This window comes from Arenibacter aquaticus, from assembly GCF_003957295.1.
In the GTDB taxonomy this organism is placed as follows: Bacteria; Bacteroidota; Bacteroidia; order Flavobacteriales; family Flavobacteriaceae; genus Arenibacter; species Arenibacter aquaticus.
Genome location: NZ_RQPJ01000021.1, coordinates 757,627 through 774,657 on the forward strand (window position 1 = coordinate 757,627; position 17,031 = coordinate 774,657).

Genomic DNA, 17,031 nt, shown 5'->3' on the forward strand with positions numbered 1-17,031 from the left:
TTATATAATATGGAAACTTAAAACCCAAGTTGAAAACCAACATTAATAGTTCTTTGAAGTGGATAATTTAAACCTGTTCCTTTAAGTTCAGGATCCCATAATTTAAATTTACTCCAAGTCATCAGGTTTGTACCGGTGACATACATTCTAAGCTTTTGGATATTTAATTTATCTTCCAAGCCTTTCCCTAGGTCAAATCCTATTTCAACCTGTTTCAGTCTCATAAAAGAACCATCCCGTAACCACCAAGTACTAGTTTGTAAATTATTTTGTATCGGGGTTGTAGAAAGCCTAGGCCATAAGGCGTATACATTCTTGTTGTCTTCTGACCAATGGTCGTCAGCATAGGCCTGTAGTAGGCCATTTTCAGAAAGAATGCCATTGCCAGGTTCTATTAATAAACCGGATTGGTTAGTCTGTGAACCAACTACACTATTAATAAATGGTCCTGTTCTATAAGGATCAATAAAAAAAGATGTTTCAGCAAGACCCTGGAAGAACATACTAATATCAAAGCGTTTGTACCCAGCGGAAAGTCCGAAACCATAGGTTATTTTAGGCACATCTGGCTTGCCTATAGCTGCTTGATCCAGAGAAGTGATTATATTATCCCCATTAAGATCTTTATACTTAATATCCCCACCACCATAGTCGATTCCTGGGGTGCCAAATTGGACCGGTGAATTTCTAGCTTCTTCATCATCTACAAATAAACGCTCGGCAATATAACCCTGTCTGGTGCTTACATTGTTGCCAATATTGGAACGCCAAGGAGCTCCAATTTCAGCATAGTTTGGTTCTTCAAAAACCGTGAACTCATTATCCGTATAAACAAAGGTAGCACGCCCCTGTAACCAAAAGTTTTCGTTAAAGGAATGATTTATGTCCAAGGAAGCATCTACCCCTTGCAACTTCACTTCTCCAACATTTGTCTGAATTACGGATTGTAAACCTAAAGTTGTAGGGATGTCCGATCTGGTCTGCAAGATATTTGATCTGTTGTCCTGAAATACATCTGCCCTGAACTGCACGGCATCATTGAACAGGTTTAGATCTACCCCTATGTTGAGTTTCCGTGCAGTTTCCCATGTAACCAAAGGATTTGCATACCTGCTAATGGAGACGCCGTTGATACCTTGGTTTAAATCGCGTCCGAAGGTATAACCACGACTGCTATTATTGATATCGACCTCAGAGAGATAGAAAAAGCGATCGTTCCGGGTATTTCCTATTTGATCATTACCTACCCAACCGTAGGAAGCTCTAAATTTAAGCCTGGAAATGGATTCGGATTTAAAGAATTTTTCATTGGACACTAGCCAGCCAACCCCGAAGGAAGGGAAAAAACCAAATCGATTCTCTTTCGCAAACCTTTCCGATCCATTATATCCAAAATTGGTCTCTATAAAGTATCGGTTATCATAATCATAATTAAACCTGCCCGCCAACGTAAGATTTCTACTCGGTAAGGAAAGTTGAACCGTATTGGCATTCCCATCCAAAAACTCTCGTGCGGTAAAAGCCAGAAGTCCTGAAACAGTATGTTTCTCAGCAAAGATTTTGTGATAATCTGCAGCGAGCTCCATATATAGCACTGAATTGTTAACGGCTTTGTGATCCGGATCCAATTCCAATGATTCATCGCCTTCCGAAGTTCTCGTTAAGGTGTATTCCTCTGTATTTGAATCAAAAGTTGAAACCCGATAAAAATAGGGTTTATAGGACCTTCTGTTCTCGAATGAAGAAGTGGTGTTGGCATTACCTAAAAACCGAGCAGAAAGTCCCTCCAATATAGAATTTAGGTCTTGTTTGAACTCCAATTGAACCAATGATAGTTGACGTCTATAATCGCGATATCCCCGTTGTAATTCGGCGTACGGATTATACCAAACGGCCCCGTTGTCACGGTTACTGCTTTGTCTTGGCCCCAAGTCGTTTCCGAATGTTATATGAGGAACTCCCTGTAATGCATCGTCAGGCTCTAGAACAGCAGGAAATCGAACAGGACTGGTCCGTACTGCAGCGTTGTAAATGGCATTTCCTCCTTGTAGAGGACCTCTATAATCATCAATTGTTGAATGAAGCCTGACAATCATTTCAGTGTTCTCGTGCAGGTCGATATTTATATTTGAACGTAGTACATATTGATTCAATTTGATATTATTGGTGAAGCTATTGGTGTCATCTACCTTAAGCAGTCCATCATCTGAATTCAGTGCCCCCGCAACATAATATCGTACCTTATCACCACCACCTCTTACATTGAGATTTATACGTCGTGAACCGGCCCAATCCTGAAATAATTTATCGAACCAGTCAACAGCGGGATAAATATTTGGATTGCCTCCTCTAGCGGTACCTGCAATTTTTTCCTCCGTAAAAGTTGGAAAAAGCCCTCTAGTCCTATCCGCTTCATTCTGCAATCTCATATGGGTAACAGGATCGGCAAGGTCTACTACCGAAACAGGTGAACTGTAGGCATTCTCATATCTTAGATTGACGGCTACTTTTCCTTTTACTCCCGTTTTTGTAGTGACCAAAATTATTCCATTGGCTCCACGAGCTCCATAAATCGCCGTAGTTGTAGGGTCCTTAAGTACGGAAAAACTTTGTATGTCATCTGGCTGTAACCTAGCTAGATCGTCTACAGTTAGTTCTACCCCATCTATTAAAATCAACGGGCCGTTCTGGCCATTAAAGGAAGCCACTCCCCGGACAAAAAACTGGGCATTGTCCGCGCCCGGTTCGCCACTGGTCTGATAAGAGACCATTCCCGAAATTCTTCCTGCAAGAGCGGTTGTTAAATTACTTGATGGAATCTTAAGTTCTGATGGCGTAATAGAAGTCATGGCCCCTACAACGGCTTCTTTCTTTTGGGTACCAAAACCCATAACTACCACTTCATCCAAGCCAGCCGCATTTTCTTCCAATACAATATTAATGGAACTTTGACCGTTAATAGGCACCTCCTTAGTGGCAAACCCTATATAAGTAATCACCAAAATAGCGTTTCCGTCCTCCACGTTTATGGAAAAATTCCCGTCAAAATCGGCCTGAGTACCATTGGTCGTCCCTTTTTCCAGTATGTTGGCACCAGCCAACGGCATTCCGTTCTCATCGGTGATGGTACCCGTAATGGTCTCCTGCAATTTTATAATTTCAAAATAACTTTGACCTGGACCTACAAAAATTGGTTTGTTGCGTTCAATCTCTACCTTTTTTAGTAAAATTTGCTTTTTATAAACTTCATAGGTAATGTTGGTTCCACTAAAAAGCTTATCGAGAATATCAAAAATCTTTTCCTTATTCGCCTTAATATTTACTTCTCTTTTTACATCTATTTTCTGGGTGTCCACAAAAAATTTAAACTCAGAGATAGTCTCGATTTTGTTAAGTACCTCACTTAACTGTACATCGTTCATATCAAGGGATATCCTAGTTTTTTGGGAATAAGTAGTGGCATTGATCTGCAGCATACAAACTAAGAGAAAAAAGGTGGTCAGTTTCATTTTAAGATCCCACTTTAGAGTGCATATAGGTACACTCCCGATATTAATCAGGTTTTTCATACTTTTGTTATGGTTATTAAATGGTTACTCTTTTTTTGACCAAACCTTTAAGTCGGGAAATGTTACGAGCATTTTCCGATTTTTTTATGGGTTGGCCTACTAAAACTTTTATGGTTTTTATGTCATAGGCAACGTTGGTTTATTTTATAATTATTTTATTATTTATTACGGTATATTCTATTCCGTAGGTTCTATCTAGGATTTCCAGTATCTCTTCTATACTTTCTTCCTCAAAATTGGCACTAAAGGTATTATTGTCTAAAACCGTATCCTTATTCACAATGGTCACATTGTAACGTCTTTCCAATTGCTTTCGGATTTGTTTAAATGGCATATCCCTAAAAATTAGTTTCCCTTCCACCCATGAAGTATAAATGGAGGTATCTACCATATCTGTTCTAAAACTCTGATGATCTTTTCTCCACGTCCCCCTTTCACCAGGTAAGAGCTGAACGTTTGATTTTTCCTTGTTTACAGACAAGGAATCGTATAATTGTACACTGCCCGAAACCAGTACCGTACTGGCTTCCAAATCCTCATCATAAGCGGAAACATTAAATTCCGTACCCAGCACCCGTACGTTAACAGATCCCGAGTTAACTATAAATGGATGTTCTTTATCCTCTGCCACCTTAAAAAAAGCCTCTCCCTTTAGGGATACCTGTCTATTGTCACTTGTAGCGAAACTGGTAGGGTATCTTAAAACCGATCCTGAATTAACATACACAATGGTACCATCAGCCAGTTCCAGTTGGAATTTCTTTCCATAGGGTACATTTAACTCATTAATTCGTATTGATTCAGGTTTAACGGTTGACTTATACTTAATCTTATCACCTGATTGCACCGCAATCACATTACCATCATTATCCATAATGTTGGCACTCCCTTTCTCCTTGATGACCTCCAACTTACCATTCCCTAAATGCAGATTTACTTCTTCATTGGCTATAATTATATTTTCCTGTCCGCTGTTGGACTTTGACAGGAAAGTAAGCGCCAATCCCAATCCGACCACACCAATAAAGATTGCAGCATATTTCCATAATGTTCGGATACCACCAATTTTAGGTTCATGGACATTAGCATTGTGTAATTTAATTTGCTCCAGAAAGTCCCTATAAGCAACTTCTTGTTCTACTTTTAAATATTTCTTGGATAATAGATAATCCATTTCCATGGCATCTGAAAAACATTGCTTCACCTCTTCTAGGGAATAAGCCTGAATATCATCATACATTTGTTCTTCCCCTATTTTTCCATCCAAGTAATCCTGAACAAGCCGTTTCAATGTACTCTTTTCCATATTTTCATTATCAATTACATAAGTAAGACCCCTATTTTTTAATAATCCCTACATAATTCTTAACTTTTTTTTATATTTCACTAAATAATTATCAACTTTACTTAGATTAACTACCAACTAACCCAATTCTAATTTTGCATAATAAAGACACTTTTTTTCTGGAAAGCCTGAAGGACGGAGACGACAAGGCCTATAAAAATCTGTATGATTTGTATTATTCAGGCCTGGTCCTGTATTGCTATAATTTAACAAAGAATCAGGATCGAGCAGAGGACATAGTACAACAGACCTTGGTAAAAATTTGGATTAAAAGGGATACCCTCAATATTAGAACTTCATTAAAGAGCTATCTATATAGATCAGTCTACAATACTTTTCTCAAAGAATACCGTAAAATAAAAAAGGAAGAGGTAGCATTGGCAGATTTAAAAAATAACACCATAATGGAATTTGAGGATATGGATGAAAGCCTTTTGGAAGAAAAAATGAAACTACTGGAATTGGCCATAGATCAACTTCCAAAGAAAAACAAAGAAGTCTTTTTACTCAGTAAAAAAGCTGGATATAAGCACAAGGAAATAGCAGCCCAATTAGAAATTTCGGAAAAAGCCGTGGAAAAGCATATTAGTCGCGCTACCCAAAGCATCAAAAAATGGCTCAAGGAGAAAAAAAATAGTTTGGTGCTGGCATTCTTAAACTTTAAAATTTAGGGCCTTATTTTTGGTAAAGCACAGTACAAGGATTTCTAAATTACTTTTTCATTACCCCCAATAAGGCTGTCGCATTAAAAATAAAGTATTTATCGGATCCTCCCCTTTTACCCCAAAAACAGCTTAGATTGTGTAAACAGTTGGTAGTTATAATATTGGCTCTTCAGATAGAGTTTATCAAGGGCGCCAAGCAACCACCATAGGTCTTTATACCTAGGTCCTGGCCTTTTAAAAAAGGTAAAAATCATTACTTTTATACCGTCTTAATTTTCCAACCTAAGTCCCAGCCTACATCTTATCATTAATTCAGAAATAAAATGAAACTGTATTATATTTTTCTAGTAATTTTCTCCCTCTATTCTTGTGCTGACAATCAATCATCCAAAAAAACTTCTAAATTAAAGACGAATCAGCTACTACATAAAAATAGTACATCCCTAATTGTGCTTGGAACCATACAAGACGCCGGAGCTCCCCATATAGGCTGTAAAAAAGAATGTTGTAGTGATTTATTTATCAATCCCGATAAGGATAAACAAGTTGTTTCATTGGGATTGGTAGATAATCACTACAGCAAAAAATATCTATTTGAAGCAACTCCCAATATATCACGACAAATGAAATCGCTGCAAATGGATAGTATTCAAAACAAAAACGAAATGGTCAATGGCATTTTCTTGACCCATGCGCACATTGGCCATTATGCTGGATTAATGTATCTAGGAAAAGAAGCAACAAATGCGAACAATGTGAAGGTTTTTGCTATGCCTAAAATGAAGACCTACCTAGAGACAAATGGTCCTTGGAGCCAACTGGTTTCAAATAATAATATTTCCCTAACGCAACTTAAAAACGAAGAATCAATTAATCTTACTAAAAATGCAATCGTTACACCTTTTTTAGTACCCCATAGGGATGAATACTCTGAAACGGTGGGATATAAAATTAAAGGACCCAATAAGTCCGCATTGTTTATACCGGACATTGACAAATGGAATAAGTGGGATAAAAACATTATTGAGGAAATTAAAAAAGTAGATTATGCCTTTTTAGATGCTACTTTTTATAGTGGGAAAGAAATTGATAATCGCGATATATCCCAAATTCCACATCCTTTTATTATTGAAAGCATGGAAATGTTTAAAACACTGGATTCCAATGAAAGAAAAAAAGTGATTTTTATCCATTTCAACCATACCAACCCTGTTATAAACCCAAATAGCGATGAATTTAAATATGTTTTAGATCAAGGGTTTAACATTGCAAGAATTAATGATGTGTTTGATTTATAAGCATAGGAGAAATTATTCACTCATTTCGAATTCTTCTTCAAAGTCACTTTCATTTACCCATCCAGCAGGGACTGATTCCCCTGACATATAACGATTGTAGAAATTTTGTACGGCTCCCGAATATTTATAATTATCAAAAACATCACCCTCCCCAACTATACGTGGGTCTTCTTGTTCTGTAAGCTTAAGTAACATTTCTGACCTTAGCGCTTCTTTTACACTTGTATACTCTTTATTATCAGCTAAATTATTAATACAATATGGGTCTAGATCAATATTATAGAGTTCCTCTGATTCCCGCTTACCGAAATTTAATTGCCAGTATTTCATTTCCCCTTTTTTACGGCGTGTATCCAAAATATAGGTTTTGGTAGGGCTTCCATCCGTATTTAGGTAACCGGTCTCCGGATTCCCTTTAGGCCAACACTCTTTTTTAAAGTTTTTCAAAAATAAGAACCCATTCTTAACAATTCCACGAATAGGGTAACCTTGGTCATTGGGTCTACCTACATCATGCCTTTCCTTTCCCACTAACTGATAATTCCTTTCAGGGTTGACCATTCCTTCCTTTTCAGAATAAAAAATATCTGTTAAACTTCTACCAATCATTTCTTGCATGCCTGCTTGTTCTACGGTAAGTCCGGCCAGTTCCAAATAAGTAGGGGCAAAATCGGAAAAATTAATAAAATCATCTATGACTCGCCCAGGATTCTTTATGCCTTTTGGCCACATAATGGCCAGAGGTAGGTGGTTGGAATATTCGTAGGAGTCACCTTTGATACGAGGGAATGCCATACCATTATCCGCGGTAACAATCACAATGGTATTTTCCAACTCTCCTGTTTCCTCCAACTTCTTCAACATCCTTTCCAAATGATTATCAAAATATTCCAATTCATAAGCATAATCCAACATATCGGTCCTTATAGAATCCACATCAGGCCAAAACGTTGGCACTTCGTTAATCTCATTTAATCTACCTCCTCCTTTATGTATACCTGATCCATATTCGAAACCACGATGGGGCTCCTGGCTACCATACCAAAAGCAAAAAGGGGTATTTTGCGGCTTTGATTCAAGGAATGCTTCAAAATTCTTTGAATAGTCATTGTTTGAAATACCGCTAGTAGGCGGAATAGTTAAAAACTCATCGAACTTAGGTCCCGTTAGCTCACGCTTTTTTCCATCAATTTCTCCCGGATCTCCGGGTGCCCAACCTTTAGCTACGCTCCCTACGTAATATCCATTTTCACCTAAGGCTTCGGCATAGGTCTTAAATTTCTTAGGGAATACTGGAGAGTGATTAGCCGCCTCTTCCAACTGCCAACTATTTCGACCTGTTAAAATGGAAGCTCTGGAAGGAGCACATTTAGCATTGGAGGTATAGGCATTATTAAAGAGTAATCCTTCTTTGGCTACACGGTCAAAGCCTGGAGTCTTTACCCAATTGCATCCGTAAGCACCAAGGTGTTTCCAAGATGCATCATCGGCTATGGCAAATAGAATATTAGGGCGGTCTGCTTCTTTATTTTCTTTTTTTGATTCGCAGGACAAAAAGATTCCGATAAGAAATAGTGATAGGAACTTCAAGTTATTCTTCATCTTATTAAAATTAATTTTTGGTCGTTATTTTGGTTAAAATAATAATACTATTCCTTAATCCCTATAAGCAGATTAAATTGTGAAATGCAATTTCAAACCTCATTTATTAAAGCCATACCCAATTCACAAAACCTTGTAAACTTCAATCTTGTTTCTTTCTCCCTCCACAAATTAAACCTTTTAAACAAAGAATTGTCCTAGTGTCAAAAAAATAAAGATTTAAAATGCAAAAACTCTGGGTTTTTTTAGTACTGTTTTTAGGAACGCAACTATTCGCTCAAGAAAACAATGATCATTTAACCGCTACTATAATTGGATCTGGCTCCCCAAAATTTAATACTCAACGTTCGGGTCCGTCTGTACTAATAGCTTATAAAAACACCCGCATTTTAGTAGATATGGGGAATGGCACCCAGGCCAATCTAAATAAAAACAACACAAGGATTAAAGACATAGATGGCTTCCTTTTTACTCACCATCATTTAGACCATAATGAGGAATTTGCCCCTATTTTTATTCAATCCCTTCTTGGAGGAAATAAAACCTTTTTTGCGGGGCCAAAACAGACCACTTCTATAATTGATAACATCCTTGACATGTATGAAGAAGACATTGCGTATAGACTATCAAAATCAGGAAGGAGTTTAAATGATGTTACCTCAAACTACACCGCAAAAAACTTAACAGGTAACACTGCATTCTATATAGGAGATATTAAAATCACTTATACAGCTGTTAATCATGCTATCGCTACCCTCGCTTATCGTTTTGATGTAGGTGATGAATCCATCGTAATTTCTGGCGATTTAACTTACTCTAAATCCTTACCTATTTTGGCCAATAATGCCGATTATTTAATAATGGATTCCGGTGGTGCCATTGAATTGGGCAAGAAAAGAAATGCCCTCAAAGGCAGGAACAACAGAAATAATAACAGCGGCCGTAATAGAAATGGGAAACAAACAAAACAAAAAGCACACGTTAATTTAGTCGAAAGCTCGCAAATGGCCAAAGAAGCTAATGCTAGAAATTTGGTCCTTACACATTTCAACTTCACCAATGTTGATGAAGAGGCTACAACTTCTGAAATACGTAAAAATTATATCGGCAACGTTTTATACGCCAAAGATTTGATGGTAGTACCTCTTGTGGACGAGGTTCATAGTCATGATGGTATAACCCACTCCCATAACAATGAACATCTACCAAAAATAAAAAATTTTGCCAAGGAAAAACTGCCCCTTCAAAATAAGGTTTCCATAACAGAAAATAAACAGCATGATGTTAGAATTATAAAATCCAACGCTATTCCCAACCATACGGTAGGTCAATTTCCTACGCGCGGAAATCCCAATAAAATAGCGGAACAGGACAAAGTATATACCGTTGATCTAACTCCGGAACTGGCAGGCAAGATTACCTATGTTTATGATTTGGGAATTGATAGCGGTAGGCCCAGCTATGTATTTGGAGTAGCCATTAATGGTGTAAAATTTGAACCTTCTGCGAACGAGTATTTTAGAAATACAGAAACCAATGAACCCAACTACGAATGGACTCTAGAACCTTTGAGTGAGGAAGTAAACTTAGGTGAAGACTACAACAATGCTCACGTTCAGCCCAATGGTGAGTACCATTACCACGGAACCCCAACAGGATTGGTTGCCAATTTTGATGAAAATAAAATGACTTTGGTAGGTTGGGCAGCAGATGGATTTCCCATGTATTACAAAATGGGATATAAAGACCCTATGGATGCCAATAGTGAGGTGGTTCAATTAAGGTCTAGTTACACCTTACGCGAAGGAGAAAGACCTGGAGACAGTATTTCCGCGCCAAACGGAACCTATTCCGGTAAATATGTACGTGACTACGAGTATAAAAATAATTTTGGGGATTTAGACGAGTGCAACGGAAGAACCGGAGTTACGCCAGAGTTTCCAAACGGAACCTATTACTATGTGGTTTCTGACGAATTCCCTTCAGCAAGTAGATGTTTTATGGGAACACCAAGTAATGATTTTAAAGTTGGCGGCAGGAGAATCCAAACACAGGAAGGGCAAAATAACCCCCAACGTAGACAACAAAAACCTATCGCAAATCAGACTCCAAATACACCTCCAAATTTTTTGAATATGCTAGAAAAAATGGACTCAAATGAGGATGGTAAAATTTCACAATCTGAAGCCAAAGGTAGATTAAAAGAAAACTTTTCGAATAGGGATAAGAACAATGATGGCTATATCACAGAGGATGAAATGACAAGAAGAGGCCGATAAAAATAGTTACCAGTTCAGCAGCCGCCCCCTACCCTAAATAGTATTGGAATGCCCCCCCTGTATGGACGGTAGAAAGGTTTAACCATATCCCAGCAACCAAATGGGAACAGGCATGGCATACAAATATCACTTGCCTAAATGGCTGCTGCATTATAGGCATCCATACTTAAACTTAAGGTTTGTAGTTTGGCTATAACCGATAGACACCTTCCATAAAACTATAGAGGAAATAAAATATAACGCGGCATAAACTATGGAGGGACAACTACTTACAAAACAGTTAGGATGCCTTTTCCAATTCAGCTTTGTCCTTATTGCTTTCAATCCCCATACGCCGTGCTTGGATTCCTATCAGAGGACCAGCGATTATGGAGGACAACAAGGCCGAAAACACAATGGCCACGAATATGGCTTGTCCTATGAGTTCCAGTTCTATAGCCAGTGTAGCCACTACAATCTCCATGGCCCCTCCTGGGATAAAGATCAATCCCATTAAAACAGATTCCTGTGGGGATTGTTTCCCCATTTTTGCTCCTAACCAAGCACCTCCAAATTTCCCCAGAATGGCGACCAAACAAAAAATTATCGTTGGCCATAGTTCCAAACCTAACAAAAAGTCGATTTTAATTCCCAGGGTAGCAAAAAACAAGGGAACAAAAATGGCGTGTAAGGTGTCCGAAACACTGTTACGCAGATCATCCGATACTCTTTTGGCACTCCCTGCCATAGTACCGGCAAGGAAAAAGCCCAGAATAGCATGAATGCCCATCCACTGTGTTATAGCTCCACAAAGCAATCCAACACTTACAATCAAGGTTTGTGCTGCTGCGGGCTGTGGCAATGAAGTAGCTTCAACACGCTTTATGGCGAAACTCAATACTTTGGAGCCTATGGCAATACTAATAATGATAAAGCTTATAACAAGCAAAGCCTTTCCACCAAGCTCTACAAATCCAAGGCTCTGGGCCGTTACCAACGACATGACCAAGGTAAACAACAGCCACCCAAAAATATCATTAATGGCGCAGGCCGAAAGGGCCAGGGAAGCCTGTGGCGTTTTGCTGATCCCCAGATCTCCCAAGGCACGTGCCACCACGGATATTGCCGTAATAGAGCATGCTACGGACAAGAACAGCGGGAATGAGAGGGCAGTGGCAGAAGCTCCCCAATATACAGGATCAAAAGCACTAAAAATGGGATAACCAATGGCTATGGGAAACAATACCCCAACAATACCTATGAGAATGGATGCCCGCCCACTTTTTAGGGCATGCCCCACATTTACATGAAAACCCGAAGCTAGTAAAAGGAAGAATACCCCCAACCAAGAAACAGTTTCCAACATAATGGATTGCGTTTCGTCATCAGGGAATAGCATATGTTGCAATTCTGGCGATATACGTCCAAACAATGTTGGCCCCAAAAGAACACCGGCCAGAATTTCACCCGCCAGGGCAGGAATCTTTACAGACTCACAAAGTACCCCAAGGGTTCGTGCTAATCCTAGAAGTACAAGAATCTGCAAAATAAAAAGTAGGATGTGGCTTTCGCTAAGGTAATGCATATTCGTTTTTTATTCTTTAGCACTGCAATTACAACATAAGACCTGCGTAGTTCCTTAAAAAGAACTGGCATTCAAAACAGCGGATTTTTAAACCATATTGCCAAGCAAATAGTTATGTTACTTGCCAACATATAAAATGGAACCCTCCTCTTGTGAATGCCTAGATTTGTACCCTACCCCCTATTCTCCTCTCCGTATATCCTTATTAGAGCAAAGACAGACTATTGTAATAATATCAATTGATAGCAAATCTGCTGGAGTCTTTTATAAATTATTGCTCTTTCTGGAAGGTAAATAAGGGTATTCTAGTTTGAAATGCTGTGTTTTGGGTAACACTCTGTTGAAATACCTTTTCTATAAAGTTTGTGTGGTGGGTAAACATAACCACCATATCCCCATCTACATCAGCCACAAACTTGTTGATCCCTTCTATAACCGAGTTACTTTTAAGTTCATTAAAGTTTATGTTTTGGTAAGAAAACTCTTTTCTCAAACTTGCTTCTTTGTCCTTTATGTCGCCTTCAAAACGCTCATTGTTCTTATCTATATGTAGAATATGAAGCTTGGAGTTCATTAATTTTGCAAAGGGAACAACCAGTTCCAACTCTTTGCCTAGATTGTACAGGTCACTGGAATACACCATATTACCTACTCCTTTATAACGTGCAAATTCGGGAATGGTAAGAACAGGGATACTACTGTTTTCAATGATTGCGGCAGCATTGCTCCCAAAGAGAATCTTTTTTAAGCCACTGGCTCCTTTGGTGCCAATACAAACAATATCTATATCATTTTTTAAGGCTACGCTCTCTACATATTTTCCAATGGAGGTGCCAGAAGTAATTTGGTAGCTAATATCAATATTGTGACTACTATCCTTTTTAATGGATCCTATGAGTTTTTTCATTTCCGACTCGGAACTGGATTTTATAGCCTCCTTTAGTTTATTGGAGCTCAGTCTCGCCTTTGCTGGGGCACTGGTATCTATTACGTGTAATAAAATAAGCTTTACTTCCACATCCTTACTGAAATCTACAGCATACCTGATTGCTACATTTGATAACTCAGAAAAATCCGTTGGTATTAAAATTCTCATCGAATATTGTTTTAAGATTGAACCTTAAAATTATCCTAGGGCAAGATTTTATCCTATGACATTGGTCATCCCTGGAAAAAAATTCGCACGGAATACCATTGAATAACCAATAGATATCAAGGAACTAAAGAGAAGATTCAAATAAACCGTAAAAAACAATAGAACACGCTAGAGTAAAATAAAAGAGGATTAAATTAGAATTGAGCACTTGGTTATAGTACTCACCTTCTTTACTCCCCTGCAGATTTTATAGGAATAATCAGATTTATAGTCCACTAAAAAGTAATTAGCTACCGTCTGCTGAGATGGTAGTTTTAAAATAGATATATTTAATACCTATAGCGAATTGTTGTAATCTATGTTTCTTAACGAACATAAAAAAATACCGATGAATAATTATGAATGATATATACGTAAGCATAGCAATGATTGTTATCCTAATTGGTCAATTAGCCACTATTGCCATCGGTTATAAAATGCAAAAAACAACCTTATTAATTTCCTACTTAAATGCGGTTATTGTGATAGGTTTCTTTATTTTTTGGGCTATCGATAGTCTGAATATAAAACAACTTAACTTAGAATTTAGAGAATTGGTTGTAATATGTTTGGAAGCTTGTATTTTAATATTCGCGCTGTACTCCATCATAGGTTTTCATAATAAAATCTATGTGAAAGTTATAAATTATATAGGCTTTGGAATTCATCTATTGTCTACTGTAGGAATGCTTTATTTTATATCGACCTTTAATTTTAATAGGCTCTTTTAACGGTTAATTACTCTTATATATAAGTAGCGAATGTGATTATAAACACTACCATACAACGCCCCTGATAATGAAAATTTTTGAAATTTATAAGCTACTAATTCTACTACTTGTCTTCATTCAAATCCCAGGATATGCTCAATCAGAAAAAAATATGATAGATAATTCCATTGTAATACCACTAAAAATTGGAAAAAATTCTAGTACCCAATTTGAGACATTGGTCTTAGAACCTGTTAATCTATTTATTCAATCAAAACCAGTAAATGAACATTCTCCCCATATTCAATTAGAGTTAAATATTGTTGATGACAATAGGAGATATTCTACTTTTCTCTGGTATTATGAAAGGTCTAGTAGTGATCAAAAAATAAACTACCCCAAGGCATATCAAAACTATTCCTTTAATTTAAAAATCAATAAAGAAGAGGTTGAGTTAGTTGTCAAAGAATTAGACTTTGGAAAAGCAATGTTTATCGATTTAGGGCAGACAGCGGTTATTGGAAACCTTACAATTCTGTTTGAAGATTATTTTGGTGAATCGTCTGTGGATATAAATGGAAATCAGACAGATGCCTTCAATACATACCATATTTCGTTATCAGAAAAAAATGAGCAGAAGACCGTGTCGTTTATGTCGCTAAATAAACAAGTTGGAAAGGAACCCTCGATAGAATGGAGGGATTATAAAATTTTAATTTTGGAAGATTCTGAAAAAGCATTAAAGCTAAAGGTGTTTAAAAACGGTTCCCCCAAAAAAAAACCGCACTAAAAAGCGTGGCAAGAAAAAACACAACACAACCTATAAACAATACTATTGTTACCAATAATTACTAAAAAGAAGATTGCAATGCATAGTAAGATTAAACCATTTATATCCAAATTGGTAGTACTTATAATTATTAGTATTACAGCATGTATGCCTACTACTGACGGTTCTAAAAAAAGACCCAATATTATCATTTTCTTTACCGATGATCAGGGATATGGGGATGTGGGAAGCTATGGTGCAGAAGGGTTTGAGACACCTCACCTAGACAGTTTAGCCTCAGACGGGATTCGTTTTACAAATTTTTATGTGCCGGCAACAGTTTGTACGCCTTCTAGGGCCGGTCTATTAACAGGTCGCTATCCAAAAAGATACAATCTGCACGAAGCGGTTCTTTTCCCCTTTTCGGAAGGTGGACTTTCCTTGAACGAATATACGATGGCAGAAATGCTAAGGAACAATGGGTATACCACTTCCATTATTGGGAAATGGCATTTGGGACATAAAGAGGAATATATGCCAAATAATCAGGGTTTTGATATGTTTTATGGTGTGCCCTATTCCAATGACATGGACAATTACTATTATAAGAATATAGATTTTCAATCCCCTCCTCTACCATTTTATAGAAACAAAACAGTGATAGAAAGCGGTCCTGACCAGGACTATCTAACCAAAAGATATACAGAAGAGGCCATAGATCAAATAAAAAATAGAGGCGGGAAACCATTTTTCATGTATGTTGCCCAAAATATGCCGCATACTCCCCTACACGCTTCGCCTGCTTTTAGAGGTAAGAGTGAAAAAGGATTATATGGCGATGTTATTATGGAATTGGATTGGAGTGTGGGACAGATTGTAAAAACACTGAAAGAACAGAAAATCTATGATAATACTATTTTTATTTTCACATCTGACAATGGACCTAGAATTGGTTCTGCAAGACCCCTAAGAGGCAAAAAAGCAGAAACATGGGACGGAGGTCAGCGGGTGCCTGGAATAGTAGCATGGCCGGGCAAAATTCCCAAAGGAGTAGTTAGTAGTGAATTTACTAGCACTTTGGATTTATTTCCAACACTGGCAAAAATATCCGGTTCCAAAATTCCAGCCGATTTAGAACTGGATGGCTTGGATATTAGCGATTATCTTTTAGATCCAAAAACCACCAAATTACCGGAACGTCCCTTTTATTTTTATGCCCGAAACGGGGAAATGGAAGCTGTTAGAATGGGGAAATGGAAACTTCATATTAAAAAATCTATAGGGTGGAATACGGATAAAGATGGTGTTTTCCCAGTATCGCTATATAATCTTGATGCGGACATAGGTGAAAAAAATAATGTGATAGATGTGTTTCCTGAGGTTGTTGAGGAATTAACCAACCTGATGAAAGAATTTGAAACTGAATTCCAATAAGACAGATAAACTATGTACCCCAAAAATTGGATTTTAGTTGGCGGTACCAACCCCAACCCTAGGCTCCCCTTGCTGGGGCGAGCATCTTGCTCGTGCCCCCTCTAGTGCGAGCCTACCTATCGGCAGGTAGGCAGGCCGCTTGGCTGACGGCGAGGCAGGCTCTTACTATCATCAGTGTGTTTACCTGTGTCTCCCTGCTTTTTGATGGTTAGGCCCACTGTGCAAAATCGTAGCTTTGTATAGTCTTCTGATTTAGGGATGCTCCTAGAATCAAGTACTAGTTTTAGTGCCAATTGCTTTCGCCCATTCTTTTGAAGTTGTCTGGAATACTAAAAAGGCACGAGCGCGACGCTCGCGCCAGCGTTGGGGAGGCTGCCATGGCACTATGGATTGTTATCCACCATTCTACAGATGTAGATAAAAGAAAAGGCTTTTTTTCGGTTCTATATCAAGCCTATAATAATGGCTTTATCAATACAGACCAGTTCGAATTATATTTGGGCAGGACATACAAATTGGAGTTCGGAACTTATCCTTATGGCGAGGGAGCTTATGATCCCAATGAAAAGATAAACAGACTGATTGAAGAGTTAAATCTGAAAAAATAAAATCGCAGAACATCAACGAAACCAATTAAAAGTACTGCCTCCCCTTGCTGGCG

The 17,031-nt window shown here is 38.0% G+C and carries 11 protein-coding genes; 6 read left to right on the top strand and 5 right to left on the bottom strand.

Translation table 11 applies throughout. The features are described 5' to 3' along the window. Positions 1-17: 17 nt before the first annotated feature. On the bottom strand, positions 18-3,569 hold the full coding sequence (locus tag EHW67_RS19010; protein WP_202912013.1) for a TonB-dependent receptor: 3,552 nt from the start codon (positions 3,567-3,569) through the stop codon (positions 18-20). A 139-nt stretch (positions 3,570-3,708) separates the two neighbouring features. Beyond that, the gene (locus tag EHW67_RS19015) at positions 3,709-4,875 is read right to left on the bottom strand and encodes a FecR family protein (RefSeq protein ID WP_126163961.1); all 1,167 of its coding nucleotides are present in this window, start codon (positions 4,873-4,875) and stop codon (positions 3,709-3,711) included. A 134-nt stretch (positions 4,876-5,009) separates the two neighbouring features. On the opposite strand from EHW67_RS19015, the gene EHW67_RS19020 reads away from it, so the two are divergent. Together EHW67_RS19020 and EHW67_RS19025 are read left to right on the top strand one after the other, a co-directional pair. Next, a complete protein-coding gene (locus EHW67_RS19020) occupies positions 5,010-5,585 on the top strand; it encodes an RNA polymerase sigma factor (protein ID WP_158285149.1) in 576 nt (191 codons plus the stop codon). Positions 5,586-5,902: 317 nt separating this feature from the next. Next, a complete protein-coding gene (locus EHW67_RS19025; protein ID WP_126163963.1) occupies positions 5,903-6,877 on the top strand; it encodes an MBL fold metallo-hydrolase in 975 nt (324 codons plus the stop codon). A gap of 12 nt (positions 6,878-6,889) precedes the next feature. Here the strand turns inward: EHW67_RS19025 and EHW67_RS19030 are convergent, their stop codons facing one another. Further along, positions 6,890-8,479 carry a sulfatase family protein gene (locus EHW67_RS19030; protein WP_126163964.1) on the bottom strand — a complete coding sequence of 530 codons (1,590 nt, stop codon included), beginning with the start codon at positions 8,477-8,479 and terminating at the stop codon, positions 6,890-6,892. Between the two features lie 224 nt (positions 8,480-8,703). On the opposite strand from EHW67_RS19030, the gene EHW67_RS19035 reads away from it, so the two are divergent. After that, the gene (locus tag EHW67_RS19035; protein WP_126163965.1) at positions 8,704-10,758 is read left to right on the top strand and encodes a YHYH protein; all 2,055 of its coding nucleotides are present in this window, start codon (positions 8,704-8,706) and stop codon (positions 10,756-10,758) included. A gap of 280 nt (positions 10,759-11,038) precedes the next feature. Here the strand turns inward: EHW67_RS19035 and EHW67_RS19040 are convergent, their stop codons facing one another. Further along, positions 11,039-12,322 carry a cation:proton antiporter gene (locus EHW67_RS19040; RefSeq protein WP_126163966.1) on the bottom strand — a complete coding sequence of 428 codons (1,284 nt, stop codon included), beginning with the start codon at positions 12,320-12,322 and terminating at the stop codon, positions 11,039-11,041. Between the two features lie 271 nt (positions 12,323-12,593). Continuing rightward, entirely contained in the window at positions 12,594-13,418 is an 825-nt protein-coding gene (locus EHW67_RS19045; RefSeq protein WP_126163967.1) for a universal stress protein, read from the bottom strand. 837 nt (positions 13,419-14,255) lie between these two features. Here EHW67_RS19045 and EHW67_RS19050 point away from each other — a divergent pair. From EHW67_RS19050 to EHW67_RS19060, 3 genes are all read left to right on the top strand, one after another. Beyond that, a complete protein-coding gene (locus EHW67_RS19050) occupies positions 14,256-14,957 on the top strand; it encodes a hypothetical protein (RefSeq protein ID WP_126163968.1) in 702 nt (233 codons plus the stop codon). A gap of 78 nt (positions 14,958-15,035) precedes the next feature. Next, complete coding sequence (locus EHW67_RS19055; RefSeq protein ID WP_126163969.1) at positions 15,036-16,370, top strand: sulfatase family protein; 1,335 nt, start codon at positions 15,036-15,038, stop codon at positions 16,368-16,370. Positions 16,371-16,687: 317 nt separating this feature from the next. Further along, complete coding sequence (locus EHW67_RS19060; RefSeq protein WP_126163970.1) at positions 16,688-16,978, top strand: hypothetical protein; 291 nt, start codon at positions 16,688-16,690, stop codon at positions 16,976-16,978. Positions 16,979-17,031: the final 53 nt, after the last annotated feature.